Here is a 25,970-nt window from a genome sequence, read left to right on the forward strand (position 1 = left end):
TGGGGCCGGCTCATGCCATCCGGCTACGATTTCATCGTAGCGCCGCCATCAACCAGGGTTGTTGATCTGGCTCAGATACGAGCCGCACGTAGCGGTTGCAAGAATCGGCGCTTTGATCTTAAATCATCATATTCTTTCAGAATAAACCGTAACTTTCTTATGGCAAGCTTTCACAATGACTTGCCCGCTCTACTCTCTGTCGCATCACGCAACACCCTCAAGCCGGACAAGGAGATGAGCAATGACTTTGTTTGACGCCGGCGACGCCGACTTCCAGCAGCAATCCTTGCTGGAATTGCGCCCCATCTCGGTCTGGACGCAGTTGTTTGGCGTAGCTTGCTGGCTGGCTTCGCTGGTGATCAGCCCCACCGGCTTCCACTTTCCGCTGGCATGGGCCGCCGCCCTGACGGGCTGGATGCTGCTGGGAACGCTGTTGTCGCAATGCGCACGTCAGCTCTGGCAGATGACGCTGGGCATCCTGCTCAACATCACCGCGCTGGCCACGGCTTTCCGTCTGTGCAGCCTGGCGACCACCGATCTTGTCGCACTGCTCTTGCCCATTGCCGTCTGCATCACGCTCACCATGGCGCCGGTGTTCAACAACACCCTGCCGTTTCTCTGCGGGTCGGCAATGGTATGGGGCATCCTGGATCACGACGTTCTCACCCGCACCCGCATCCACGGCGGGCCCAACTGGATTCTGCTCTTGATTGCCGCCGCCATGTTGTCGGGGCTGATCCTGCAATTGCTGTTCCGCCGCTTGCGGCTCAACGGCTACCGCCTGCGCGCCGAGCTGCAAGAGCTGGCGTATCAGGACCCACTGACCGGCATCGACAACCGGCGCAGCCTGCTGGAAAAACTGCAGGCGCAGTATCTGCGCGCCCCAGGCCACTTCCTGATGCTGGATGTAGACGATTTCAAGCAAATCAATGATCAATTCGGCCACGAAAGCGGTGATCTGGCGCTGCAGGAAGTGGCCGCCGTTCTCAACGGCCATCCCGCCGCCGCGCTATGCGGACGGCTGGGCGGCGAGGAGTTCGGCCTGTTTATCGCCGAAAGCGATCCGCTGCGGGTGGCGGCAGCCGCCAAGGACATCATCCGCCAGGTAAACGCCTGCAAAGTGGGCAGCCAGTCGCTGGGCATCAGCATCGGCGCAGCCTGGCTGGACAGCCGCACCGGCCTAGCCGCCTCGCTCAAACGGGCCGACGCCGCGCTGTACGAAGCCAAGCGCTCCGGCAAGAACCGCATGGTGCTGGCCCTGCGCCACTCGCCGCAAGAGGTTCGCGCCCACCGCCGCGCCAACTGAGGCCGGCATGAAAAAAGGGCCGCGCAATGCGGCCCTTTTCGGTCTTCGGCAACCTGGATCAGGCGTCGTAACCCAGATTGGGCGCCAGATCCCGCTCGGCCTGCGCCACGCTGACGCCGCGACGCTGAGCATAGCTTTCCACCTGATCCTTCTCGATCTTGCCCACGCCGAAATAACGCGCCTCCGGGTGGCTCAGATAGAAGCCGGACACCGCCGCCGTAGGCAGCATGGCGTAGCCTTCGGTCAGGGTCATGCCGATGGCCGGCGCGTCCAGCAACTGGAACAGATCGGTCTTCACCGTGTGATCCGGACAGGCCGGGTAGCCCGGCGCCGGACGGATGCCGCAATACTGCTCATCGATCAGCGCCTCGTTGTCCAGCGCCTCTCCGGCCGCATAGCCCCAGAACTCGCGACGCACACGGCTGTGCATCAGTTCGGCGAAGGCTTCGGCCAACCTGTCGGCCAGCGCCTTGAGCAGGATGGCGGAGTAGTCGTCGTTGGCGGCTTCGAAACGGGCCACGTGCGGCTCGATGCCGAGGCCGGCGGTGACGGCGAAGGCACCGATGTAATCCTGCACGCCGCTGTCCTGTGGCGCGATGAAGTCCGCCAAGGCCCAATCCGGCTTGCCGTCGGCCTTGGGCAATTGCTGGCGCAGACCCACCCAGGTCATCAGGGTGGCGCTGTTGTCGGCGGTGCGGATTTCAATATCGTCGTCGTTGATGCTGTGGGCCGGGAACAGACCGATCACCGCATTGGCGCTCAGCCATTGCTCTTCGATGATCTGCGCCAGCATGGCCTGCGCATCGGCGTAAAGGCTGCGGGCGGACTCGCCGACGATCTCGTCATCCAGAATGCGCGGGAAGCGGCCTGCCAGTTCCCAGCTCTGGAAGAAGGGGGTCCAGTCTATGAAGGCGGCGATTTCCGCCAGCGGGTAATGCTCGAAACGGCGCACGCCCAGCCACTTCGGTGCGGGCGGCGTGTATTGCGTCCAGTCGATGGCGGTCTTGTTGGCGCGGGCGGCGGCCAGGCTCATGGTTTTGCGGCCGGCCTTGTTGGCGTGACCGGCGCGAGCCCGGTCTTGCTCGGCCTGGTTCTCGGCCACGAAGCCATCACGAAGGGTGTCTGACAACAGGTTGGAACACACGCCCACCGCGCGACTGGCGTCCGGCACGTACACCACCGGGTGCTGGTAGTGCGGGGCGATCTTCACCGCCGTATGCACCTTGGAGGTGGTGGCGCCGCCGATCAGCAGCGGGATGTCAAAACCCTGGCGCTGCATTTCCTTGGCCACATGGCTCATTTCTTCCAGGCTGGGGGTAATCAGGCCGGACAGGCCGATGATGTCGGCCTTGTGTTCGCGCGCGGCGTCGAGGATGGTCTGACACGGCACCATCACGCCCAGATCGATCACCTTGTAGTTGTTGCAGCGAAGCACCACGCCGACGATGTTCTTGCCGATGTCGTGCACATCGCCCTTCACCGTGGCCATGATGATGACGCCCTTGGCCGGCGCGTCAGCCAGGCCCAGCGCAATCTTTTCTTCTTCGATGAAGGGTTCCAGATGCGCCACGGCGGCCTTCATCACGCGGGCGGATTTCACCACCTGCGGCAGGAACATCTTGCCCTCGCCGAAGAGGTCGCCCACCACGTTCATGCCGTCCATCAGCGGGCCTTCGATGACATGGATGGGGCGGGCGCTCTTCTGCCTCACTTCTTCCGTGTCTTCGACGATATAGGTGGTGATGCCTTTCACCAGCGCGTGCTCCAGCCGCTTTTCCACCGGCAGCGCGCGCCAGGCTAGGTCTTCGGCCTTCTTCTCGCCCACGGCGTCGCCCTTGAAGCGTTCGGCCAGCGCAATCAGGTGTTCGGTGGCGTCGCCGCCCTCTTTCGGCGCGCGCATCAGCACCACGTCCTCGATGCGTTCGCGCAGCACCGGATTCACCTCGTCGTACACTTCCAGCGCGCCGGCGTTGACGATGCCCATGGTCATGCCGCGCTTGATGGCGTGGTAGAGGAACACCGCGTGAATGGCTTCGCGCACCTTGTTGTTGCCGCGGAAGGAGAAGGAAACGTTGGACACACCGCCGGAAATCTTGGCGTGCGGCAGATTGTCGCGAATCCAGCCGGTGGCTTCGATGAAGTCCAGGCCGTAGCGGGCGTGTTCTTCAATGCCGGTGGCCACGGCGAAAATATTGGGGTCGAAGATGATGTCTTCCGGCGGAAAGCCCACTTCATCCACCAGCAGACGATAGCTCTTCTCGCAGATTTCCACCTTGCGGGCATACGTGTCGGCCTGGCCCTGCTCGTCAAAGGCCATCACGATTACCGCCGCGCCGTAGCGACGCAGCAGGCGGGCCTGCTCCTTGAACTTGTCGACGCCTTCCTTCATGGAAATGGAATTGACAATGCCCTTGCCCTGGATGCATTGCAGCCCGGCCTCGATCACGTCCCACTTGGAAGAGTCGATCATGATGGGCACGCGGGCGATGTCCGGCTCGGACGCAATCAGGTTGAGGAAGCGCACCATGGCCGCCTTGGCGTCCAGCATGCCCTCGTCCATGTTGATGTCGATCACCTGCGCGCCGTTTTCCACCTGCTGCCGCGCCACATCCAGCGCCGTGCCGTAATCGCCGTTGAGAATCAGCTTGGCGAAGGCGCGGCTGCCGGTGACGTTGGTGCGTTCGCCCACGTTGACGAAGAGATCATGATCGCCAATGTTGAAGGGCTCGAGGCCGGACAGGCGGCACTTGGCTTCGATCTGCGGCAGCGGACGCGGCGCAATGCCGTTGACCGCCAGCGCGATGGCGGCGATGTGTTCCGGCGTGGTGCCGCAACAGCCGCCCACGATATTGATCAGGCCGGATTCGGCCCACTCGCGCACATACTCGCCCATGGCGGCGGGCTCGAGATCGTAGCCGCCGAAGGCGTTCGGCAAACCCGCGTTGGCGTGCACCGACACATAGGTGGCGGACACGCGCGACATTTCTTCCACATAGGGACGCAGCAAGTCCGGACCCAGCGCGCAATTGAGGCCGAAGGACATGGCGTCGGCGTGCGACAGGCTGTTGTAAAAGGCCTCGGTGGTCTGGCCGGTCAGCGTGCGGCCGGACTGGTCGGTAATGGTGCCGGACACCATGACCGGCAGCGGCGCCAGTTCGGGATGATCATCAAAATAACGATGAATGGCGAACACCGCCGCCTTGGCGTTCAGCGTGTCGAAAATGGTTTCCACCAGGAGGAAATCCGCGCCGCCGACCACCAGACCGTCAATGGCTTCGGTATAGCTTTCCACCAGCTCGGCAAACGTCACGTTGCGGTAACCCGGGTCGTTCACGTCCGGGCTGATGCTGCAGGTGCGGTTGGTGGGGCCGAGCACGCCGGCGCAGAAGCGCGGCTTGGCCGGGTTGGCCTCGGTGGCCTTGCGGCACAGATCCTTCACCAGCTTCGCCGCCGCGTGGTTGATTTCCCACACCAGCGACTCCATGCGGTAGTCGGCCATGGCAATGGACGTGGCGTTGAAAGTGTTGGTCTCGATGATGTCGGCGCCAGCGTCCAGATAGGCCTGATGAATGCCGCCGATCACGTCCGGGCGCGTCAGCGCCAGCAAGTCGTTGTTGCCTTTCAGGTCACAAGACCAATCGGCAAAGCGCTCGCCCCGATAGTCGGCCTCCTGCAACTGATGGCGCTGGATCATGGTTCCCATGCCGCCATCCAGAATCAGGATGCGACGGGAAAGCTGCTGGTATACAGGGTGGGCGGTGTTCTTGTGCATGATAGGCGAGCTGGTTTCGTCTAAAACGGAGAATGGCATATGCCATGCGCAGTCGGCCATATTACCATTGGGCGTGGCACCGCCAGACACATAACGTAAGAAGAAGAGAGAACAAGCTTATGGTTCGCCCCTATAAAGCCGTCGTCATCCTGCTGTCGGGGATGGGCATGACGATAGGCGCAAGCGCCGCAGGCGCGTTGCGGATAGGCGTTTCCGATTCGGATGCGCCGCCCATCGTCATCCTCTCGCCGGACAATCAGTTGCTGCAGCCCAGCCTGACCAAAAACCTGCTGGACCCGCTGGCCGCGGAACTGGGCATGAAGCCGGCGTACACCGTCATTGCCCGCAAGCGCATCGAAAACGCGCTGGAAACCGGCAAGGTGGACATCATCTGCAACGCCAATCCGGAGTGGTACGCCAACGCGTCCCGCTTGGGCTGGACGCGGGAGTTCTATCCGCAGATCGAGCGTGTCATCTCCCTCAAGGACGTGGCGGACATCCGTCAAGTGGACGATATGGCAGGCCGTCGCATCGGCACCATCCGCGGTTACAGCTATCCGGGGCTGGAGCATTTGTGGGCCGCCGGCCGCACCGCCCGGGTGGATGAGTCGCGACTTGATTTTCTGGTCAAGTCGCTGCAAAAACATCTGACCGATGTCGCCATCTCCTCAGAGCTGGAAGTGGCCTGGTGGGCCAAGTCCAACCCGCAGGAAGCCAAGCTACTGAAACAGCACCCGGTTACCATCAGCTACATGCCCACCATGTGCGCGGTCTCCCCGCACTCCACGGTAAGCGTGGAGCGACTGAATCAGGGCATAGAGGCGCTGAAGCGCTCCGGCAAGATCAATGCGGTATTGAAGAGCTATGCCTGGCAGGCGGAGTAAGCGCGGCTGACCAACCCCGGATGCTGCGTTGCGCCGCCGGAACGTACCTCGCGTACGGCCTGCCTCGGCGCGCCTTGCTTCAGCCGCGAAACTGATTCTGCTTAGCCGCGCAGGGACCCGCCGACTGGCAACCGCCGGTTTCACGTGGAACCACCAGTACGCAAAGCCAACAGTTTCACGTCAAGACAAAAAAGGGCAAACTGCGGTTTTGCCCTTTTTTCCATCATGCACATTGTCTATCTGCACGGCTTCAATTCCGGCCCCAAGTCGCTGAAAGCGCATGAAACGGCGGACTATCTGCGCCGCCATCATCCCGACTGCGAGTTCCATTGCCCTCAACTGTCGCCGCATCCGGCAGAAGCAGCGCATCAGGCGGAAACCCTGCTGCAAGGTTTGCCGAAGGACACACTGTTGATCGGCAGCTCGCTGGGCGGGTTTTACGCAACTCATCTGGCGGAGAAACTGGGTCTGCGCGCCGCGCTGATCAACCCGGCGGTCACGCCGCATGCCGATCTGTCGCGTTTTCTTGGCCCGCAAGTCAACCCCTATACCGGCGAAGCCTACACACTGAGCGAAGCGGACATGGCCGCACTGATGGCCTTGCGCGTCAGCCACCCGTCAGCACGGCGCTACTGGCTGTACCTGGGCACCCGCGACGAGGTGCTGGACTGGAAAGCCGCCGCCCGCCACTACCGCAACAACCACCAGACGGTATTCAACGGCGACGATCACCGCCTTGCCCGCTGGCCGGAATGCCTGCCCGGCCTCATGGCGTGGGCGACGGCAGCCTGATGCCCTGACGGCCGCGCTCCAGCGCGGCCGACAAACGCTCCAGGTTCACCGGCTTGGACAGGAAATCGTCCATGCCGGCGGCTTCGCACCGCTCGCGATCCTCGGTAAAGGCGTTGGCGGTCAAGGCCACGATGTGCGGCTGCCGCGGCAAATCCAGCAAGCGAATGGCACGGGTGGCATCCAGGCCGTCCATTTCCGGCATCTGCATGTCCATCAGTATCAGTTCGATATCGCCTTGCCGGGCGCGCTCCAACGCTTCCCGCCCGTTGCCGGCCAGCTTCACCTCGCGATGGCCCAGTTTTTCCAGCAATTTGAGAATCAGCTTCTGGTTCACGGAGTTGTCCTCCGCCACCAATATCGACAAGGGCTCCGTGCTGACAGCCGTTGCCGGCGACGGCCCCGGCGAGGGTGCCGCTTCAGCGCTCACGCTGGCAGCCTCTTGCGCCCTTTGCGCCTCCCAGGACAGGACAAAGGTGCTGCCCTCGCCCAGACGACTCTCAACGGCAATGCCGCCGCCCATGGCTTCGGCCAACCTTTTGCAGATGGCCAGCCCCAAACCGGTGCCGCCATACCGCCGAGTAGTGGAAGAATCCGCCTGTTCAAAAGCGCTGAAGATCTTGCCCTGCTGCTCTTCGGTCAAACCGATACCGGTATCCGTGATGGACACCCTCAGCAGCATGCGATCCATCAGCACCTGATCTTCTTCCGCACCGACTTCCACCGTAACGCCGCCTTGCGGCGTGAACTTGATGGCGTTGGACAGCAGATTGCTGGTGATCTGCCGTACGCGGGTGGCATCGCCCATCACCCAGGCGCTGCCTGAAGGGCGGCGCCACACCAGCTTCAACCCCACCTCGCCTGCCTTGGGCACGAACAGGTTCACCACGCTGTCCACCAGGGCGTACAGATTGAACGGCTCGTTTTCCAGCGTCATTTTGCCGGCATCGATCTTGGAGAGGTCCAGAATGTCGTTGATCAGCGCCAGCAACGACGTGCCGCACTCTTTCAGGGTGGCTACCTGATCATGCTGTTCCTTGGTGAGATCGGTATGAGACAACAGCTCCGCCATCCCCAGCACTCCGTTGAGCGGAGTGCGGATTTCATGGCTCATCACGGCCAGGAATTCGGATTTGGATTTGGCGGCGGTTTCCGCGCGCAGCAGGGCTTCCGACAGCTGCGACATCCGCCACTCGACAATCTTCTCCAACTGGGCCGCCACGGTGGATAGCTCGAAATTGGCCGCATGCAGCTCGCGGCTGCGCTGCTCCAGCAAGCCCTCCGCCTCTCGCCGCGCCTTCTTTTCGCGCTCGTAGCGGCGTTTGAAGCGATCCAGCTGCTCGGCAAGCCCGGCTTCCTCGTCCTGCCCGCTCATGTCAGCTCCACGGTGAAACGCATGCTGCTGCCATCTGCCTTGAGCGCCTCTTCGCGAATGACGCCGCACTCGTGGTAGTGATCCAGCGCCCCCTGGATCAGGCCCTTGGCCAGCTCGCCCAGGCAGCGCGGCGAGTCATAGCGCAGCACCAACGTCGTATCATCCATGGATTCCACCGCGAAACGCGGCAGCTCCGCCTCCGGGTACAGTTTCAGCACTTCCACATGGATGGAGTTTTCGATACAGCACAACAAACTGAACGTGTTGTCCTTGCCCACAAGGCTATCCGGATACACCTGCGCAAAACGGCCAAACAGGTAGTAGCCGAATGCATGGATCAGCGCGCCGGCCGGCTGCCCGGAGGCGCGCGACAAGGCCCCCACCAAGGCCGCCATCTCCTGGAACGGATAGGTGCCTACCGAGGTATAAGCGCCGCCGGAGGCCAGATCGGCGTCATCAATGATGTCATCCACCATGTTGGCCGAAAAACGGCTTTCCACCATGTCGAGGAATTCGGTAAAGACCACGCCTTTCATGCCACCTCCCGCAGTGCGAACCTGCTTGCGCCTACCGTTGCGCCCCGGATGGGAGCGATCCGATCTGTTTGATTTCACTCTAGAAATATTCATCACAAACGCCAAGGTCGACATTGCTTCGTCATAAACAGATACTGAACAGTCTGTTCAGCATTGCCGCTTGAAGTCGCTCGCGCTCGCATACAGACTGACAACTCACAGGGAAAATGGAGGCCAGCCAGGATGGACAAACAAATCCGATTTCACGCCACGGGCGGACCGGACGTGCTGCAACTCGAAGACCTCGCCGTCGGCGAACCCGGTCCTGGGCAGGCGCGCGTCAGACACAGCGCCATCGGCGTCAACTTCATCGACATCTACCATCGCACCGGCCTCTATCCATTGAGCCTGCCGTCCGGGCTGGGCAGCGAAGCTGCGGGCGTGGTGGAGGCGGTAGGCGAAGGCGTGACGCATGTCGCCGTGGGCGATCGCGTGGCCTATGCCGGCGGCCCGCTGGGCGCATACAGCAGCGCGCGCGTCATGCCGGCCCAGCCCCTGGTGAAACTGCCGGACGCCATCAGCGACGACACCGCCGCCTGCATCATGCTGCAAGGCATGACTGTCGAATACCTCACCCGCCGCACCTACCCGGTCAAACCCGGCCAGACGGTCTTGTGGCACGCGGCTGCCGGCGGCGTGGGCCAGATCGCCGCGCAATGGCTGAGTTCGCTTGGCGTGGAGGTCATCGGCACGGTGGGTTCGGATGAAAAGGTGGAGGTCGCCCGGCGACTGGGCTGCGCCCACGTCATCAATTACAGCCGCGAGGATGTGCCGGCCCGCGTACGCGAACTGACCGGAGGCAAAGGCGTGCCGGTGGTGTACGACTCGGTGGGCAAAAACACTTTCCAGATGTCGCTGGACAGCCTCGCGCCGCGCGGCATGTTTGTCAGCTTCGGCAACGCGTCCGGGGCGGTGCCGGCTTTTGAAGCGTTGCAACTGACGCAGCGCGGCTCGCTGTTCTTCACCCGCCCCAAACTGGCTGACTACATCGGCACCCGCGCCGAGCTGGAAGCCTCCGCCGCCGCCCTGTTCGAACGCATCGCCGCCGGCGCGGTGAAGGTAAGCCCCTCCGCCAGCTATGCGCTGGCCGAAGCAGCGAGCGCGCATGCCGATCTGGAGGCTCGCCGCACAATCGGGTCAATCATCCTGCGACCTTGAACCGCCGGGAAATACACGCAGAGCGCACGGCAACAAAAAGGCCCGGGCATTACGCTCGGGCCTTGTGTTTTTCGCTGCGGCGGCTCAGTTTTCCGGCGCGAACGGGTCCACGCCTTTCTGTCGCTTGTCGCGCCAAAAGTGGCGCTGGCCTTTTTCAGGCTTGGGACCCAGCCGGCCGGGCTTGCCGTCTACCGGCGCGCCTTGCCACTCCTGTGATCCGCCATGCCCCTGGTCGCCATTGGGGGCGGCCTCTTTCAACCGCAGGTTGCGCATGCGCCGCGCGGATTCTTGCGAGGCGGCATCGCCCTGCATCCGCGGTGCGTGACGCTCCTGCTTCCATTCCTGTCCGCCGCCCGGCGGCTCCCCGTTGTCCGGCACGCGCGGCCCCGCAGCGGCGGGCAAGCTCAGCCCGGCCAGTACGGCAAGCATGACGATTTCCAGACAACGGTACTTCATGGCGATCACTCTTCTCCGAAAAACACGGAACGACAGGCAACGCGGCCCGTCAGTCTGACTGACATATTACTTTTCGCTGATCGGACGACGCATGGACTCCGGCGCCGCGGCGGCCGGTGCACTTTGCGCCACATCCGGGCTGGTGCTGACCGCCGCTTGCGCCGCCATCTGGCGGGCCTCGCGGATATCGGCGCCATTACCGCCGCGCTCAGCGTGCGCAGCAGCGGACAACACAGGCAAGACGCCGGCGAATGCCAGCATAATCAAGGTCTTGTTCATGACTCTCTCCATCTGGGGTTGATTTTCTGTGAGTCTAAAAACAAGGCATTGCTGATCCGTGTTGCCAATGTTACCAAATGTTAATGACTGTAAACCCTGGCGAAGTGTTAACAGAAATTCACGACGCCCTCTTCGCCCAGCCCGCCCCGACAGGGTAAGCTGCCGTCATTCAAGATGACGCAACCCAGCCTGGGAGCCGCTATTCCTATGGAAAACAACAAGATTCTGGTGGTGGACGACGACGCCAAACTGCGCGACCTGCTCACCCGCTACCTCACAACGCAAGGCTACACGGTGGAAACCCTGCCGGACGCCCGCGATCTGGACCGAAAACTGGCGCGCAACCGTCCCGACCTGATGGTGCTGGACGTCATGATGCCGGGCGACGATGGGCTGGCCGTGGTGCGCCGTTTGCGCGCTCAGGGCGAGATGATACCCGTGATCATGCTGACTGCGCGCGGCGAAGATGTGGACCGCATCCTCGGCCTGGAAATGGGCGCGGACGACTATCTGCCCAAACCCTTCAATCCGCGCGAGCTTACCGCCCGCATCCAGTCCGTATTGCGGCGCCATCACGCCACACCGGCAGTGGCGGCCAAGCATGAAGCGGACGATATGGTGGAATTTGGCGACTTTGTGCTCAGCCTCGGCCGTCGTGAACTGCAGCGCAGCGGCCAGACCCTGCCGCTGACCACCGCCGAATTCGCCGTGCTGTCGGTCCTGGCCACGCACCCGCGCCGCCCGCTCACCCGCGAGCAGCTCATGGAAATGGCGCTGGGCAAGGGTAATGGCGAATCGCTGGACCGCAGCATCGATGTGCACATCTCGCGTTTGCGCAAAACGCTGGAGAGCAGCGACAGCAGCCTGCGCTTCATCCAGACGGTGTGGGGCTATGGTTATGTCTTCGTGCCGGACGGCACGGTGCGGGAGTAAGCGGCCTTGTTACACAGAGTGACCGGCTCCCTGCTGTTCCGGCTGGCGATCCTGGTGGTGATCGTGGTGCTGACCACCCAGATGGCCACCATCTGGATGGCGGCCGGCGAGCGGCGCAAGCTGGTGGACAAGCAAATCTACGCGCAAGTGGTGGACACGCTGGCCTTCATGGAAGGCTCGATGGACGGCATGGACACCCCCGAGCGGCTGGAATTCCTCAACAGTTACAACCGGCCGGGCCTCACCCGCCTGCTGTTGCCCGAAGCCGCAGAGAAAGTCACCTTCGACGATGATCTGCCCCGCCCGGCGGTGGCCCTGATCAGGCATCTGGGCATGGGACTGGATGAGAAGATCGAAGCGCACATGGTGCAGCAAGGCGAGCGCAACGAGCTGTGGCTGCGCGTGCACGTGCTGGGCAAACCATACTGGTTGGCCATTCCCTTTGGCCGTTATTCCGACCGCCCCATTCTCTCCATCATCCAGGCGGCCATTCTCGCCTCGCTGTTCGCCACCCTGCTGGCCTCGCTGGTGGCCTGGCGCATCACACGGCCCATCAGCCAGGTGGTAACGGCCTCTCGCCAGTTGGCCAAGGGCAACATGCCGTCCCGCATCGAGGAGTGCGGCCCGCGCGAGTTGCAGGCGCTGGCGCGCGGCTTCAACCAGATGGCGCAGGCGCTGGACACAGCGGCGCGCGAGCGGCGCTTGATGCTGGCCGGCCTGTCGCATGACCTGCGCACGCCGCTAACGCGCATGAAGCTGATGGTGGAGATGCAGGAGCCGGGGCCGGACACGCAAGACATGCTGTCCGACATCGATGAGCTGTCGCGCATCGTGCAGCAGTTCATCGACTTTGCCCGCGCCGAAGAAACCGTCAAGCGCGAGCCGGTGGCGCTGGCCGAGCTGGCCGACAGCGTGGTGGCGCGCTTCCGCCGCGATGGTCTGGACATCTCGCTCAAGCGCGAGGCGGAGCCCGAACTGATGGGCGACGCGCTGGCGCTGGAGCGCCTGCTCTCCAACCTGCTGGAAAACGCCCGCCGCTATGGCGCGCCGCCGGTGCGGGTAGAGGTGGCGCAACAGGCCGGCTTCGCCAACCTCAGTGTCGTCGACCACGGCAACGGCATTCCCGCCTCGCTGCGCGAAACGGCGCTGGCACCGTTTGAAAGGTTGGCCGAACACCGCGGCACCGACGGCGGCAGCGGCCTTGGCCTTGCCATTGTTTCCCGCGTGGTGAAGCAGCATCACGGCCAGTTGTCGTTCGAGAACGAGGCGGGCGGCGGTTTCCGCATCCGCATACGCCTGCCGCTGCAAGCCTGAGGCAGGCGGCTCAGCCGCCACGCTTCCAGCCCAGCAACACCACTCCGCCCAGAATCAGCCCGGCACCGGCCAGCATGGTCGGCGTCAGCGGCTCCGCCAGCCACATCGCCCCCCACATCACGCCGAACACCGGCACCAGATACGTCACCGCGCTGGCGCGCGTGGCCCCCAGCCGGTCGATCAACCGATAGAAAATCAGATAGGCCACGGCAGTGCTGCCCAAGGCCAGCAACACCACCGACCACCAGACGGCGGCCGGTGCGGGGGCCTTCGGCCAACTCAGCAAGGCCAAGGGCAACACCAGCACCGCGCCGCTGAAAAGGCTGCCGGTGGCGGTGACCAGCGAGGGCAAACCCGGCAGCCAACGACGCGCCATATGGCCGGACCAGCCATAGCAGGCGGTAGCGCCGAGCATGGCCAGCACCGGCCACCACGACGCAGCGCTAAAGGCCGCGCCCCGTCCCAGCATCAGCACCGCCACGCCGGCCAACCCCAGGCCCAGCCCGGCCACGCGCTGGACGCTCAGCCGCTCGCCCGCCAGCGGCACCGCCCACAACGCCGTCATCAGCGGCGTGGTGGCGTTGAGCACCGAGGCCACGCCGGCCGACAGGCTCAACGTGGCCCAGGCAATCAAGCAGAACGGCAACGCGGATAAAAACACCCCGACAATCGCAATGCGCAACCAGTTGTCGAACCACAACTTCATGCCGCCGCGCAGGGCCAGCACCGGCACCAGCACCAGCGACGCCAGCCCCAGCCGCAAGGCGATCAGCGGAAACGGACCCAGGGCCGGCGCGGCCACGCGCATGAACAAAAACGACCCGCCCCACAAGGCGGCCAGCGCCACCAGCAATATCCTGTCCTGATTCATGCTCCCCTCCTGTTTCTTGTCTTTAGCGTCACGCACAAAACCCAGCGCCAAGGAGCGCCGGCACAAGCGGTACACGAAGTACGGCAGGAGGCGCAGCACGGCATCAGCGATGTTGTTGGCGGGTCTTGTGCCAGCCCACAGCCTACCCTGTCCGCCTTGTGCCGGCACGTTGTCGCTTGCGGTCAAAACCCGATGCGCCGGAACGCCCCCTCCCCCTTTTGCCGCATTGACCTAGGCTATCCGGCGGATGGGCAAAACCGGGCGCCGCCCGCACACTGGCGACACCCACCCCCCTTGACGATGGATGCAATCATGGAAATCCGCGACTTCGATTCGCTGTTGGCTGCCGCGCGCGCGCAGGCGCAACCCCAGCGCGTGCTGATGGTGTTTGCTCACGCCGCCTTGCACGACGACCACAGCCCCGCCGAGGCGGATCGCTACGCCCGGGGCGAAGGCGGCATCCTGCTGCCGATGATGTGCCTGGACCGCCCGGCGGCGGAAATGACCGACTTCGCCGCGCTGGCGGCGGAGGCTGCCGGCATGGCGCAACCCTGGCAGGTCATGTTCGTGGCCTGCCTTGGCGGCGACAAGGGCGTCGTACCCAGCGCGGCAGAAGCGGAAGCGCCGCTCAAGCGCATGATCCAGACCATACAGACCGGCGGCGATGTGGCCCGCTATCTGGCGTTTGATCGCGAAGGCCGTCCACTGCTGTTCGGTTGATCATACCGCCGGGACTATTCACCACGCCTTCCCCTTGTCCGGGCAGGAAGCGGGGCACCCTTGTAGGGCCAGCACGGGGGAACAAGGAATAGACGGGACGGCGGCGGCGGCAATAAGCCAGTTGAAAGGCCCGGCTGTGCCGGGCCTTTCACCATACTTGCCGAATGACCTTGTCAGCCGCCGGAGCAGCCGCCTTATTGCATGAGGGCTATCGGCATGGCGCCAGCACGCTTCAGGCCCCTGCCTCTTCAAAGCCGGTGAGGACATTGACAGCGTTGATGCCGATGTCCTCCACCGCATATCCCCCTTCCATCACGAACAGGGTGGGCTTGCCCAGCCGGCCTATCATTTCGCCCATCTTGAGGTAGTCGGCGTTTTTCAGACGGAAGCGCGAGATGGGGTCCTGCTCAAACGTATCCACCCCCAGCGACACCACCACCGCGTCCGGCGCATAGGCGGCAATCTTGCCGCAGGCGTCGGCCAGCGCGGTTTCATAAACCGCCCAGTCGGTGCCGTGCGCCAGCGGGTAATTGTGGTTGTAGCCCAGCCCGGCCCCTGCGCCCGGCTCGTCGGCATAGCCGAGAAAATAGGGGTATTCCACCGCCGGATCGCCATGCAGCGAGACAAACATCACATCGGCGCGATCATAAAAAATACTCTGCGTACCGTTGCCATGGTGGTAATCCACATCAAGCACGGCCACGCGTTGCGCGCCTTTGTCGCGCAGCGCCTGCGCCGCGATGGCGGCATTGTTGAGGTAGCAATACCCGCCCATGTAGGCGGCGGCGGCATGGTGACCCGGCGGCCGGCACAAGGCAAAGGTGCTGCGCCCGGACACCAGCATCTCGTCCAGCGCGGTCAACGCTACGTTGGCCGAAGAGCGGACGGCGCGCCAGGTGCCGGCCGTGATGGGCACGCCGGCGTCGAAGGCGTAGTAGCCCATGAGGCCATCGATGTCTTGCGGTTTGCGGTCAATGCGCAAATCGCGCACCGGCCATACCAGCGGCAAGGCGTCGTGTTGACGCCCGGTAGCCTGCCAGCGGCTCCAGGCGGTTTCCAGAAATTCTACATAGCCGGCGTCATGAACGCGCAGGATCGGCTCCAGCCCGTACTCGCGCGGGCCGGCCACATCGCCCAGCCCTACCTTGCGCACCCGTTCCAGCACCATGTCGGCGCGGCTCGGCATCTCGAAGCAGGGTTTGAGCGTGCCGTCTATCAGCTCGGCGTTGCCGTGGTGCAGGCGGTGGTCGTCACTGTAAATCGTCAGCATGAGTCTCTCCGCAGCCGGGCCCAAGCGGGCGCGGCTGTTGTGGGGTGGGTCAGGGAAAGGCCGGCGTTCAGCCGGCGGGACTTACTTTTTCAACTTGGTCCAGACGCGGTCGCGCAACTGGTTGGCCTTGGCCGAACAGTTTTTGTTGGGCACGAACAGGGCGCGCATGGCCGGCGTGGGGTTGATGGCCGGGTCGGCTTTGAGATCGGCGACGAAGAAGGCGCTGGAGCCCTTGATGGCGTTGTTGTAACCGGTGAAGTTCGACGCCTCGGCAATGTTCTTCGGGTCCATCATCCAGTTGATGAAACGCAGGGCGTTGTCGCGGTTCTTGGCGCCCTTGGGCACTACCAGATTGTCGTTCCAAAAAGGGATGCCCTCTTTGGGATAGACGAAGACGGCGGACTTGAGCTTCTGCCGGGTGCGATAGGCGGCGCCGTTCCACTGCTGGTGCATGATGACTTCCTGGGCCTGCATGCGCTCGATGGTGCCGTCGGAGTTGTACATGGCCAGCATGGGTTTTTGCTGCTCCAGCAGATCCTGAATCTTCTTGGCGTCTTTCGGGTCTTCGGTGCACTGGTCCACCTTCAGGTAGATGGCGGCGGCCTTGTACAGTTCGGCCACGTCGTTGAGCGCCACCACCTTGCCCTTCAGCTGCGCCGGCGGCATGAAAAAGCTCTTCCAGCTGTTGTCCAGCTTGCCGCCCGGCACGCGACTGGCGTCATAGGTAAAGCCGGTGACGCCCCACATATACGGCGCTGAGTATTCACGCTTGGGGTCGAAATCCGGTTTGTTGAGCGGAGCCTGCACCAGCTTGAAGTTGGCCATCTTGCTGACGTCGATTTTCTCCAGCAGGCCTTCCTCCACCATGATCTTCACCATGTAGTCGGACGGCACCACCACGTCGTAGCCTTTGGCCCCCGCCTTGAGTTTGGCCAGCAGCGACTCGTTGGAATCGAATACGTCCAGATTCACTTTGACGCCTGTTTCCTTCTCGAAGCGCTTGAGCAGGTCCTGCGGGATGTAGTCGGACCAGTTGTAAAGGTTGAGCTCCCCGCCCGCCATGGCGGCGCCGGAGGCGAACAGCCCGATGGACAGGGCCAGCAATGTCAGCTTGCAGTGTTTCATACCGTTTCTCCTTGCTACGTTTTCACATCAGGATTGGCGCTTGCCCAACCAGTAGGACAGCGCGACGAAGGCCATGGAAACCAGCAACAACAGCGCGGATACCGCATTCACCTCGGGCGTGATCCCCATGCGGATCAGGCCGAAGATATACACCGGCAGGGTGGTGGCACCCGCCCCCGCCACAAAGAAAGTGATGACGAAATCGTCCAGCGAAACGATGAAGGCCAGCATGGCGCCGGACAGGATGCCGGGCAGGATCAGCGGCAAGGTCACCCGACGGAAGGTGGCAAACGGACCGGCGTACAAATCAGCCGCCGCTTCGGCCAACCTCGGGTCCAGCCCTTCCAGCCGGGCGCGGATGGGCAGATAGGCGAAGGGGATGCAAAACACCGTGTGGGCGATCAGCACCGTCACCAGGCCCAGCTCCATGCCCAGCGCGAGAAAGAACAGCAAGGACGCCACCGCGGTGACAATCTCCGGTACCAGGAGCGGCAGCCCCAGCATGGCGTTGATGGCCGCCATGCCGCGAAAGCGCCGCCCGCTCATGGCCAGCGCAGCCATGGTGGCGAACACCGTGGACAGCGCCGTGGCGCCGCAGGCGATGATCAGCGAGTTGCGGGTGGCGCGCAGGATGTTTTCGTTGTCCATCACCTTGAGGTACCAGTCCAGCGAGAAGCCGGTCCACAGGGTGGCGATGCGGTTGGCGTTGAAGGACAGCGCCACCAGCACCACGATGGGCAGATAGAGGTAGACGAAGGCGAACAGCGCCGTACTGCTCACGCCGCGAAAACGCCAGAGTTTTTGCGAAGCCTGCATGTCACTCTCCCGGCGGGCGCTTGAAACGCGCGGTGTAAATCCACAGGCTGACCATCACCAGCGCCAGCAGCATGAAAGACAGGGCCGCGCCGAATGGCCAGTTGCGGGCGGTGCCAAACTGGTTTTGCACCAGGTTGCCGATCATCAGGCTTTTGCCGCCGCCCAACAGCTCGGGGATGTAGTAGGAGCCGATGGCCGGAATGAACACCATCAGGCAACCGGCGGCGATGCCCGGCATGGCCAGCGGCAGGATGACCCGGCGCAAGGCCTGCCAGCGGTTGGCGCCCAGATCAAACGCCGCCTCCACCAGCCGCCAGTCCAGTTTTTCCAGGCTGGCGTAGATGGGCAGGATCATGAAAGGCAGAAAGGAATACACAAAACCGATGGCCACCGCCGTGGGCGTGTACAGCACGTCCAGTTCGCCCTGGCTCAGCCCCAGCACGGATAAGGCGCTGTCGATCAAGCCGCCGTTGCGCAACAGCAAGATCCAGGCGTAAGTGCGCACCAAGAGATTGGTCCAGAACGGAATGGACACCAGCAGGATCAGCCGCTGGCGGGTTTTCTCGTCTTTCAGCGCGATATAAAGCGCGGTGGGGAAACCGATCAGCAGCGTCACCACCGTGGCGAAGCCAGCCAGCAAAAAGGAGCGGCCGAAAATGGCGAGATAGTCGCTGTTGAGGGTGAGGCTGTCGTCCAGATCGCGCTCGTACAGAAACTGCACATAGGCATCCAGGCTCCATTCCTTCCAGCGCACGCCGCCGTAGGTGTCCGGCGCCAGCACCGACATCCAGGCCATCAGCACCATCGGCAACAGCATGAACACCAGCAAGGTAAGCGTAGTGGGCGCCAGCAGCATGGACTGGCGCAAACGGGTGCGGATGTCAGACATGGGCCGCCTCCCGCAACAGATGGAAAGCACCCGGCTCGGCGGTCAGCCTTACCGTCTGCCCCACTTCGGCCAACCTGGCGGCGCCCAGGCTGTTGGTCTTGCGCACGCGACAGGGCTGACCGTCGGCCAACTGCACGGTGTATACGGTGTCCACCCCGCGATACACCACTTCGGACACCACGCCGGCGATGCCCTGCCCGTTGCCGGCAATCTGCAGACGCTCAGGCCGCACGGCCACCGCCGCCAGCCCTTCGCGATGACTGTCCAGCACGGCGGCGGGCAAGCTCCCCGCCTCGCCGAAGAGCAGCTGGTCGCCGGCGATGAGGCCGGAGAGGAATGAGGTTTCACCGATGAAGTCGGCCACAAAGCGATTGGCCGGCCGGTCGTAGATGTCTTCGGGCCGCCCCACCTGCTGCAGCTTGCCGCTCGCCATCACCGCGATACGGTCCGACATGGTGAGGGCTTCTTCCTGATCGTGGGTGACAAAGACAAAGGTGATGCCGGTTTCGCGCTGCAAACGCTTGAGCTCCACCTGCATTTCCTTGCGCAGCTTGAGATCCAGCGCGGACAGCGACTCATCCAGCAGCAGCACTTGCGGATGCGGGGCCAAGGCCCGCGCCAGCGCCACCCGCTGCTGCTGGCCGCCGGACAGCTGGTGCGGACGGCGCCGGGCGAAACCGGTCAGCTTTACCAGCTCCAGCATGCTTTCCACCCGTGGGGCAATGTCGTTCCTGGCCACACCGCGCATTTCCAGACCGAAAGCGATGTTCTCCGCCACGGTCAGATGCGGAAACAGCGCGTAGCTCTGGAATACGGTGTTGACCGGCCGCTGGAAAGGCAGCTTGCCGGTCAGCGAATCGCCATACAGGCGGATATCCCCGTCGCTGACGTCTTCGAAACCGGCAATCATGCGCAGCAGCGTGGTCTTGCCGCAGCCGGACGGCCCCAGCAGGGTGAAGAATTCGTTTTCGCGGATGGAAAGCGACACATGATCCAGCGCGACGACGGCATGTTCGCCGTCGCCAAAGCGTTTGACGACCTGGTCGATCTCGATGGCGGCTCTGTTTTCAGGCATGGCGGGGGCCTCCTGTGCCATAGGCAAAGGTTGGTGGGCAAGGCGGAAATTCAGCCGATGGACGGCTGGCGTGAAAACGGGGTCAGCGGCGGACGCGGCGCGGCTGCGGAACAGGACGGGGAACGGAATGCGGCGAAGGGCGAGCGATGGCGCTGGCTGGCATGACGGTGTCTCCTCTTTGTCGATGTCGGACGACGGCCCCCGCCTTCGCGCTTGTGGCGCAAGCATGGCGAGACAGGGTGCCGATAATGAGCGGTCCGTGTTTTTTCAGACATTCTGCCTGCAAGAGGGCGCAGGCATGGCAGAGGGAAAGCGGTCAAGAAAGGGACTTTTCCGGCCAATCATGCCGAATGGCCAGCATGCTGGCGGCCGCCGGCCAGGCAGGCGGACACACGAACCGAATGCCGTTCGCGCCGACGGTCAGCGGCGCAAATCAGATGGCCGGCGACCGGTCCAGCGGGCGAAGGCGTGGCGGAAACTGGCCGGTTCGGCAAACCCCAGGCGCTCGGCGATGCGGGTGATGGGCAGCGAGGTATGGTGCAACAGATGCAGCGCCTGCTGGTGGCGCGCCTGGTCCAGCAAGGCCTGAAAAGAAGTGCCCAGCGCAGCCAGCTTGCGGCGCAAGGTGCGTTCGGACATGTGCATGGCGGCCGTCAGTTCCGCCACGCTGGCGAAGCGGGCCGGGTCGGCCTGCATCAGGCCCTGTACGCGGGCGATCAGCGCCGAGCCTTCGCTGTTGAGCCATTGCGTTTGCTGGCGCTCGCATTGCTCCAGCGCCATGTGAAAGCTCACCGCGTCCGCCAGCGGTTGCGGCCGGTCCAGCCATTTGGCCGGAAACAGTACCGCGTCCTCGTCCGCGCCGAATTGCCCGGCCTGGCCGAACATGGAAGGGTAAAGTCCGGCGTGACCCGGCTCGGCAAAACGCATGCGCACGGCGGTGGGCGCCCAGCGCACGCCCATGCAGTCGCGGATGATGCTCCACATCGACGACAGGCACATTTCGGCGTTGAACCGGTAGAGATCGGCGTGATAGGCGTAGTCGCAGGCGCGCAGGCGCGCAGTCTTGCCCTCTTCCGTCACTTCCAGCCGGAAATAGCTGCCCAGCAATAAGGGAAAGCGGATGGCGGTGTCCAGCGCCACCCGCACGGTGGGACTGACCAGCATGGTGTAACCGAGAATGCCGTAACTGGACACATGCATGGCCTTGCCCAGCAGCAAACCCAGCGACTCGTCGCCCGTCAGTCGGCGAGCGTTGTCGAACACCGTCAGCTCTTGATGATGGCTGATCAGCCTGGCCGGCTCCTGCAGGCGCTCCGGCGGAATGCCGCTGCCTGCCAGCAGCGCCTCTACCGGTACGCCGCGCTCAGCCGACAAGGCTGCCGTAGCCACCACCCCGTGCATGGATACGGGGCGGCTGGCCGGCGAGGCCTGGGGCGCAAGGGAAGCGGCAACGGGATCGGCGCGCATGGCGGCATCATCCTGAAAAGCGATGGCTCACTGTAACGCCGCCGGCGGGAATCGCCCAGCGCGATGGCCGGATAAGTCCGGCCCGCGTGGCGGGAGCGCGACGCTCAGCGCCGCGCGATCAACAGGATGCCGGCGCCGATCAGCAGCATGCCGCCCTGCTCGCGCAGCGGCGGCCATTCGCCCAGTTGCGCGGCGGCCATCAGTACCGCCAGTACCGGAATCACCAGCGCATTGAAACTGAGCGTGCTGGCCGACAAGCGGCGCAACAGCCACAGCCAGGCCAGCCAGCCGGCGGCGCTGGACAGCAGGCCGGCATAGAGCATGCCCAGCACAAAGCCCGGCGACCAACGAATGCCGGCAAAATCCGCCCAGGGCAGCAACAACAGCATGGGCAGAAAACCGATGACGGCCTGCCAGGCGGAAAAATTCAGGCTGTCCAGACTCATGCGCCGGGTAGCGCGTTTGGTCAGCACCGAGCCCAGCGCCCAGAAGAAACCGGCCAGCACCGCCAGCGACATCGGCAACAAACCGCTTACCCCCTGCCAGGGCGCGACAATCAGCATCAGCCCGGCAAAACCCGCCGCCAGCGCCCAGCGCGCCGGCCGGCTGAAGGGTTCGGCCAACAGCCCGCGCGACAACAGCGCCACCCAGAACGGCATGGTGAACACCAGTACCGAGGTGCGGCCGGCCGCGCCGGCCACCAGCGCCAGCGTGACCGACAAGCTGTAGAGCAAGGTGGTGGACAGGCCCACGGCGGCGGCTTGTCGCGGCGCTTGCGGCCTCACGGCCCGCCCGCGCGCCAGCAGCACGCCCAGCAAGGCCGCGCTGCTCATGCCGGTGCGCAAGATCAGATGGGTGATGGGCGTTGCGGCCTGCAAGGTTACTTTCATCACCACATAGTTGTAAGCCCACATCAGCACCAGCACGATAAACAGGCACCAGGGCAGCCAGGGCGCGTCGGCAAGGCGGCCTGCGGCGGGACGGGGCAAGGCGGCGGTGGATACGGTCATGACGCTCTCCTGAGAATGCCGCCAGTGTAAGCAGCCGACCGCCTTGCCTCGCTGCGATTTCCTGCGCCAGAATGCATGCAACATGCAATTTTCAACACATTGACGCAGGAATCCTGAGCATGCCGCCCGACCACCCGCTGGACGCCTACGACCGCAAACTGCTGGCGCTGATGCAAGAGGACGCCCGCCGCACCCATGACGCCTTGGCCGAAGCGGTCAATCTGTCGCCCACTGCGGTCACCCGCCGCCTGAAACGCCTGCGCGAGGCCGGCCATATCCGCCGAGAAGTGGCGCTGGTGGACCCGGCACTGCTGGGCCGCAGCCTGCGGCTGGTGGTGAACGTGATTCTAGAACGGGAACAGACGGCGCTGGTGGATGCGTTCAAGGCCGCCATCCGCGCCGCGCCGGAGGTGGTGGAGTGTTACCACGTGACAGGGCGGCCTGATTTTGTGCTGGTGGTGCTGGTGCGCGACATGGCGGACTACGAGCGCTTTGCCCGTCAGCACCTGATGGGCAACGACAATGTGCGGGAATTCGAATCGCTGGTGGTTATGGAAACCACCAAATACAGCACCGCCGTGCCACAGGACTGAGCGCCGCCGGCAAAAGCCCGCGAGCCATTCCGCCAAGGCGCGCCGGCGCAGGCAGCGCACGGCCAGGTATCTCAACGCCGGTGCAGGTTTTTCAAGCGGGCCTGAAGCGGCCGGCCTGGGTGGACATCCACCAGGTCAGGCGGATCGCGCGGCGTTTTCCCCGCTTGCGTCCGCGCCCAAACGAAAACAGCTGCGAAAGCGCCGCAACCCTCATGGATGCGCGTTCCGCAGCCGCTTCCCTTACCGCCAATGCCAGGCGCGACAGCCTGTAAGCCGGCTCTTAACCTTCATGCAGCAGCGCGTGCTGTATCTCCGACAAGGCCTGCGGCACGCGGATGAAATTCAGCGGCATGCCCAGCCGGCGCGCCATGTGCGAGGTGGAAAACAGGCCGCAAAGCTGATAGTGGCCGCTGCTGACATCCAGCTCGGCCACCAGCGCGTGCTGACGGCCCATTTTCTTCAACGTGGCCACCATATGGCCCACTGTCGCGTGCGACACATCTGCATAGGACAGCATTTCTAGCTCGGTGCGGGTGCTCATCACATCGCGCACCAGCACGTCATGATGACGCTTGCCATGTTCCTGCATGCGCTGCACCGGCCGTTCGCCCAGAATATCCGACGCGGTGATGATGCCCACCAGCCGGCTTTCGTCGTCCTGCACAAACAGCAGGCGGATACCACGGCTCACCATCAGGTTGTGCGCCACGCGCAGTGGCTCGTCCTGATCAATGCTGACCGGATCCACCACGCGCAGGTCCGTCATCACCTCCAGCGCCGGGCTGCTCAGGTTGATGGGCCGCAAGGGCCGTTGGTCCAAATGAATGAGGTCGGTATGCTTGGGCATGGGCATGCTGGGAAGCGGCTGAAATGTGTTTTCCATGTTCTCTCTCCGGCTTGGCTTGATGGCGTGCGATGATCCGGCCGATGCCCGCCGCAAGACGCGCTGGCGCGCCCTGCCGGGCTCGATCGGCACTCCCGGCCCCCTCCCGGCCGGGTTTGCGGCAAACCGGCGGCTGTGCAGCGGGCCGGTTTGAACGCGATGAGGGTCAAGCTACCCGGATGGGCATTGCTGACCTTCCGATTTTCATTCTAGGCAGGATTTTCAATCCGCAAGCACCAAGTTGGCCGAAGACGGTTCAGGCCGCGTGCCAACCCCGGCTGTCCGGCGGCGCTTCATCGCGCGCCTCAAGCCCGTAGTCGCGCAGGACGGCGGCCACGCGCAAACGATAGGCGGCGAACACGCCGGCACGACCAAGCTGCTGGGCCTGGCGGTGTGCCGAGTGCTGCCGCCAGACCGCCACCGCAGCTTCGTCGCGCCAGAATGACAGCGACAGCAACTTGCCCGGCTGGCTCAAACTCTGGAAGCGCTCCACCGAGATGAAGCCATCCATGCGCTCCAGCGCCGGGCGCAGCATGGCGGCTTCGTCCAGGTAGGCGGCCTCCGCGCCGGCGGCCGGTTCCACTTCAAAAATCACGGCGATCATGCTGTCTCTCCTCAGTAAAATTCCGGCACGCGGGCATTGGGCGAGCGTCGCCAGCGGTATTGGCGCAATGCCGCCGCAGGCAAACCCGCGCGGCGCAAGGCGCGCCAGCCGGCCAGTGCGATGATTTGCGCCCACGCGGCGCCCGGACACGCGTGCGGCCCGGCGCCGAAAGCCAGCCCGCCTTGTTCATCCTCCCCGTCCAGCGACAACACGAGCCCCTCCCCCGGCGCGTAGCGCTCGTCGCCCAGCCGGAACGCCGCCGCCGGAAAACGCCGCGTGTTGCGGATGGGAGGCGTGTTAGCCAATACCTGTTGCATGGCGGCGTACGGACACGCATCCGCCTTGTCCGCCATCTGCAACAACATCATGCCCAGCAAGCCGGCGCACCCTTCGCAAGCCTGAAACAGCAAACCCATCGCATTGGCTGTCAGCCAGTCCTCGTCGGCCGCCAAGTCTTGCCGCGCCATCGCCTCCGCCAGCCCGCGCATGAGGTCGCCCGGCGGCATTGCATGCAAGGCCGCGAGCAGCCGCACGGCAGCCGCTTTGCCGGCGTCGATTTCCGCATCGCTGCCGCCCGGCGCGATGCAACGCACAAAGGCAAGCGCATCCTCGCCCATAGCGCGCAGCTGATGGTCCGGCGCGCCAAACCCTTGCGCCAGCGTCATCCCCGGCAACAAGTAAAGACAGTCGGTCAGCGCTTGCGCCGTGAGGGGAACATCCGCCGTCAGGGTGGCGGCGGCGCGATCCGCCCAAGCTTGCAAAACGTCCGGGGCAATGCCGTCCAGCGCTTGTTGCAAGGCCTTCTTCAAGGCCTGATGCGTCTGGCCATCATTCATACGCGCCAGTCGGCCAAACACCACGCCGGCCAGGCTGCCTTGCAAAGCAGGCGGCACCGGCAGGCCGGGGGGGCGTACCCGGCAATCGGCATGCGTCAGCGCCTGGCGCACCAGCGCGGGCGAAGCTACGGTTCGGCCTTCCCCGGCCGATGAGGCGATGCAGTGTGGATGCAGGCGCACGGTCAGACTTTCATGCTGTGGAAAGCGCCACCTTAGCGGGGCCGCGCGCGGCTTGCTTCGGCTATCATCGAAACATGGATGAACACTTTCTCGAGACCAGGCTGGCGCAAACCGCCGCCGCCATCGCCGACAAAACCCGGGCCACCATGCTGTGCGCCCTGATGGACGGCCGCGCCTACACCGCCACCGAGCTGAGCGCGCTGGCCGATGTGGCGGCCTCAACCGCCAGCAGCCATTTGAGCAAGCTGACCGAACAAGGATTGGTACAGTGCCTGCCGCAAGGCCGGCATCGTTATTTCCGGCTGGCCGACGCGCAAACTGCGCACGCGCTGGAAAACCTGATGGGCCTGGCGGCCGCGCGTCCCGCCCCGCCGCGCGTCTCCACGCCGGCGCCTTTGCGGCATGCCCGCACCTGTTACGACCACATGGCAGGCGCGGTGGCGGTGGCGCTGCATGACCACCTGCTGGCGCAGGCCTGGCTCCAGCCCGACGACTACAGCCTGAGCGCTGAAGGCCAGCGCGTACTGACGGCGCTGGGCATGACCTTGCCGGCGCAAGCGACGCGCCGACGCTTCGCTTGCGCCTGTCTCGACTGGAGCGAACGACGGCCCCATCTGGGCGGCGCGCTGGGTGCGGCGCTGCTGCAGTGCCTGAAAACGCGCGACTGGGTACGCGCTCACCCGGACAGCCGCGCGCTCAGCCTCACTGCGGCCGGCCGCGCCGCGCTGGAAAACCGGCTGGGGCTTGGTTTGCCGAAGCCATGAAAAAACCGCCGGTCAACGGCGGTTTT

General features: G+C 64.1%; 25 protein-coding genes. 9 read left to right on the forward strand and 16 right to left on the reverse strand.

All coding sequences use genetic code 11. From position 1 onward, the window contains the following. The first annotated feature begins 241 nt into the window (after positions 1–241). A complete protein-coding gene (locus tag Q0P52_RS08225) occupies positions 242–1,306 on the forward strand; it encodes a GGDEF domain-containing protein (protein ID WP_293760480.1) in 1,065 nt (354 codons plus the stop codon). Positions 1,307–1,364: 58 nt separating this feature from the next. On the opposite strand, the gene metH is transcribed toward Q0P52_RS08225, so the two are convergent. Further along, positions 1,365–5,078, reverse strand: coding sequence for a methionine synthase (gene metH / locus Q0P52_RS08230; protein WP_293760483.1), 3,714 nt, complete (start codon positions 5,076–5,078; stop codon positions 1,365–1,367). A gap of 119 nt (positions 5,079–5,197) precedes the next feature. Here metH and Q0P52_RS08235 point away from each other — a divergent pair, with 119 nt between their 5' ends. After that, positions 5,198–5,962 carry a transporter substrate-binding domain-containing protein gene (locus Q0P52_RS08235; RefSeq protein ID WP_293760486.1) on the forward strand — a complete coding sequence of 255 codons (765 nt, stop codon included), beginning with the start codon at positions 5,198–5,200 and terminating at the stop codon, positions 5,960–5,962. A 225-nt stretch (positions 5,963–6,187) separates the two neighbouring features. Beyond that, on the forward strand, positions 6,188–6,754 hold the full coding sequence (locus Q0P52_RS08240) for a YqiA/YcfP family alpha/beta fold hydrolase (RefSeq protein WP_293760489.1): 567 nt from the start codon (positions 6,188–6,190) through the stop codon (positions 6,752–6,754). On the opposite strand, the gene Q0P52_RS08245 is transcribed toward Q0P52_RS08240, so the two are convergent. After that, positions 6,729–8,126 (reverse strand): ATP-binding protein, encoded by a 1,398-nt coding sequence (locus Q0P52_RS08245; RefSeq protein ID WP_293760492.1) that lies wholly within the window; start codon positions 8,124–8,126, stop codon positions 6,729–6,731. The genes Q0P52_RS08240 and Q0P52_RS08245 overlap by 26 nt on opposite strands. Beyond that, positions 8,123–8,662 (reverse strand): heme NO-binding domain-containing protein, encoded by a 540-nt coding sequence (locus Q0P52_RS08250; protein ID WP_293760494.1) that lies wholly within the window; start codon positions 8,660–8,662, stop codon positions 8,123–8,125. Before Q0P52_RS08250 ends, Q0P52_RS08245 begins: the two co-directional genes overlap by 4 nt. A 222-nt stretch (positions 8,663–8,884) precedes the next feature. Here Q0P52_RS08250 and Q0P52_RS08255 point away from each other — a divergent pair, with 222 nt between their 5' ends. Then, positions 8,885–9,859, forward strand: a complete 975-nt coding sequence (locus tag Q0P52_RS08255) for a quinone oxidoreductase (protein WP_293760497.1) — start codon at positions 8,885–8,887, stop codon at positions 9,857–9,859. An 84-nt stretch (positions 9,860–9,943) separates the two neighbouring features. On the opposite strand, the gene Q0P52_RS08260 is transcribed toward Q0P52_RS08255, so the two are convergent. Next, entirely contained in the window at positions 9,944–10,315 is a 372-nt protein-coding gene (locus tag Q0P52_RS08260) for a hypothetical protein (protein ID WP_293760499.1), read from the reverse strand. A gap of 66 nt (positions 10,316–10,381) precedes the next feature. Then, positions 10,382–10,594 carry a hypothetical protein gene (locus Q0P52_RS08265; RefSeq protein ID WP_293760502.1) on the reverse strand — a complete coding sequence of 71 codons (213 nt, stop codon included), beginning with the start codon at positions 10,592–10,594 and terminating at the stop codon, positions 10,382–10,384. A 207-nt stretch (positions 10,595–10,801) separates the two neighbouring features. On the opposite strand from Q0P52_RS08265, the gene ompR reads away from it, so the two are divergent. Both ompR and Q0P52_RS08275 read left to right on the forward strand, forming a co-directional pair. After that, positions 10,802–11,527, forward strand: a complete 726-nt coding sequence (ompR, locus tag Q0P52_RS08270; protein ID WP_293813697.1) for a two-component system response regulator OmpR — start codon at positions 10,802–10,804, stop codon at positions 11,525–11,527. Positions 11,528–11,533: 6 nt separating this feature from the next. Beyond that, positions 11,534–12,841, forward strand: a complete 1,308-nt coding sequence (locus tag Q0P52_RS08275) for an ATP-binding protein (RefSeq protein ID WP_293813698.1) — start codon at positions 11,534–11,536, stop codon at positions 12,839–12,841. Positions 12,842–12,851: 10 nt separating this feature from the next. Here the strand turns inward: Q0P52_RS08275 and Q0P52_RS08280 are convergent, their stop codons facing one another. Further along, a complete protein-coding gene (locus tag Q0P52_RS08280; protein WP_293760511.1) occupies positions 12,852–13,712 on the reverse strand; it encodes a DMT family transporter in 861 nt (286 codons plus the stop codon). Between the two features lie 312 nt (positions 13,713–14,024). Here Q0P52_RS08280 and Q0P52_RS08285 point away from each other — a divergent pair, with 312 nt between their 5' ends. Next, positions 14,025–14,432: a ribonucleotide reductase subunit alpha gene (locus Q0P52_RS08285; protein WP_293760513.1), complete on the forward strand. Its 408-nt coding sequence runs from the start codon at positions 14,025–14,027 to the stop codon at positions 14,430–14,432. 232 nt (positions 14,433–14,664) lie between these two features. Here the strand turns inward: Q0P52_RS08285 and Q0P52_RS08290 are convergent, their stop codons facing one another. The 7 genes from Q0P52_RS08290 to Q0P52_RS08320 form a co-directional block, all read right to left on the reverse strand. Then, entirely contained in the window at positions 14,665–15,702 is a 1,038-nt protein-coding gene (locus tag Q0P52_RS08290) for a histone deacetylase family protein (RefSeq protein ID WP_293760515.1), read from the reverse strand. 81 nt (positions 15,703–15,783) lie between these two features. Continuing rightward, a complete protein-coding gene (locus Q0P52_RS08295; protein WP_293760518.1) occupies positions 15,784–16,827 on the reverse strand; it encodes an extracellular solute-binding protein in 1,044 nt (347 codons plus the stop codon). 27 nt (positions 16,828–16,854) lie between these two features. Further along, positions 16,855–17,643, reverse strand: a complete 789-nt coding sequence (locus Q0P52_RS08300; protein WP_293760521.1) for an ABC transporter permease — start codon at positions 17,641–17,643, stop codon at positions 16,855–16,857. Between the two features lies 1 nt (position 17,644). Then, positions 17,645–18,532: an ABC transporter permease gene (locus tag Q0P52_RS08305; protein WP_293760524.1), complete on the reverse strand. Its 888-nt coding sequence runs from the start codon at positions 18,530–18,532 to the stop codon at positions 17,645–17,647. Continuing rightward, the gene (locus tag Q0P52_RS08310; protein WP_293760527.1) at positions 18,525–19,607 is read right to left on the reverse strand and encodes an ABC transporter ATP-binding protein; all 1,083 of its coding nucleotides are present in this window, start codon (positions 19,605–19,607) and stop codon (positions 18,525–18,527) included. Before Q0P52_RS08310 ends, Q0P52_RS08305 begins: the two co-directional genes overlap by 8 nt. Positions 19,608–20,027: 420 nt before the next feature. Then, complete coding sequence (locus tag Q0P52_RS08315; RefSeq protein ID WP_293760530.1) at positions 20,028–21,074, reverse strand: AraC family transcriptional regulator; 1,047 nt, start codon at positions 21,072–21,074, stop codon at positions 20,028–20,030. A 104-nt stretch (positions 21,075–21,178) separates the two neighbouring features. After that, complete coding sequence (locus Q0P52_RS08320) at positions 21,179–22,084, reverse strand: DMT family transporter (protein WP_293760532.1); 906 nt, start codon at positions 22,082–22,084, stop codon at positions 21,179–21,181. Between the two features lie 119 nt (positions 22,085–22,203). Between Q0P52_RS08320 and Q0P52_RS08325 the strand changes: the two genes are divergently transcribed. Beyond that, the gene (locus tag Q0P52_RS08325; RefSeq protein WP_293760535.1) at positions 22,204–22,677 is read left to right on the forward strand and encodes an Lrp/AsnC family transcriptional regulator; all 474 of its coding nucleotides are present in this window, start codon (positions 22,204–22,206) and stop codon (positions 22,675–22,677) included. A gap of 280 nt (positions 22,678–22,957) precedes the next feature. On the opposite strand, the gene Q0P52_RS08330 is transcribed toward Q0P52_RS08325, so the two are convergent. The 3 genes from Q0P52_RS08330 to Q0P52_RS08340 all read right to left on the reverse strand — a co-directional run bounded on the left by Q0P52_RS08330 (position 22,958) and on the right by Q0P52_RS08340 (position 25,180). Then, a complete protein-coding gene (locus Q0P52_RS08330; protein ID WP_293760538.1) occupies positions 22,958–23,560 on the reverse strand; it encodes a CBS domain-containing protein in 603 nt (200 codons plus the stop codon). 256 nt (positions 23,561–23,816) lie between these two features. Beyond that, on the reverse strand, positions 23,817–24,164 hold the full coding sequence (locus tag Q0P52_RS08335) for an antibiotic biosynthesis monooxygenase (RefSeq protein WP_293760540.1): 348 nt from the start codon (positions 24,162–24,164) through the stop codon (positions 23,817–23,819). Positions 24,165–24,175: 11 nt separating this feature from the next. Next, the gene (locus Q0P52_RS08340) at positions 24,176–25,180 is read right to left on the reverse strand and encodes a hypothetical protein (RefSeq protein WP_293760543.1); all 1,005 of its coding nucleotides are present in this window, start codon (positions 25,178–25,180) and stop codon (positions 24,176–24,178) included. Between the two features lie 74 nt (positions 25,181–25,254). On the opposite strand from Q0P52_RS08340, the gene Q0P52_RS08345 reads away from it, so the two are divergent. Continuing rightward, the gene (locus Q0P52_RS08345) at positions 25,255–25,944 is read left to right on the forward strand and encodes a helix-turn-helix transcriptional regulator (RefSeq protein WP_293760545.1); all 690 of its coding nucleotides are present in this window, start codon (positions 25,255–25,257) and stop codon (positions 25,942–25,944) included. Positions 25,945–25,970 lie beyond the last annotated feature (26 nt).

It is taken from the genome of uncultured Aquitalea sp., assembly GCF_945957525.1.
Lineage (GTDB): Bacteria > Pseudomonadota > Gammaproteobacteria > Burkholderiales > Chromobacteriaceae > Aquitalea.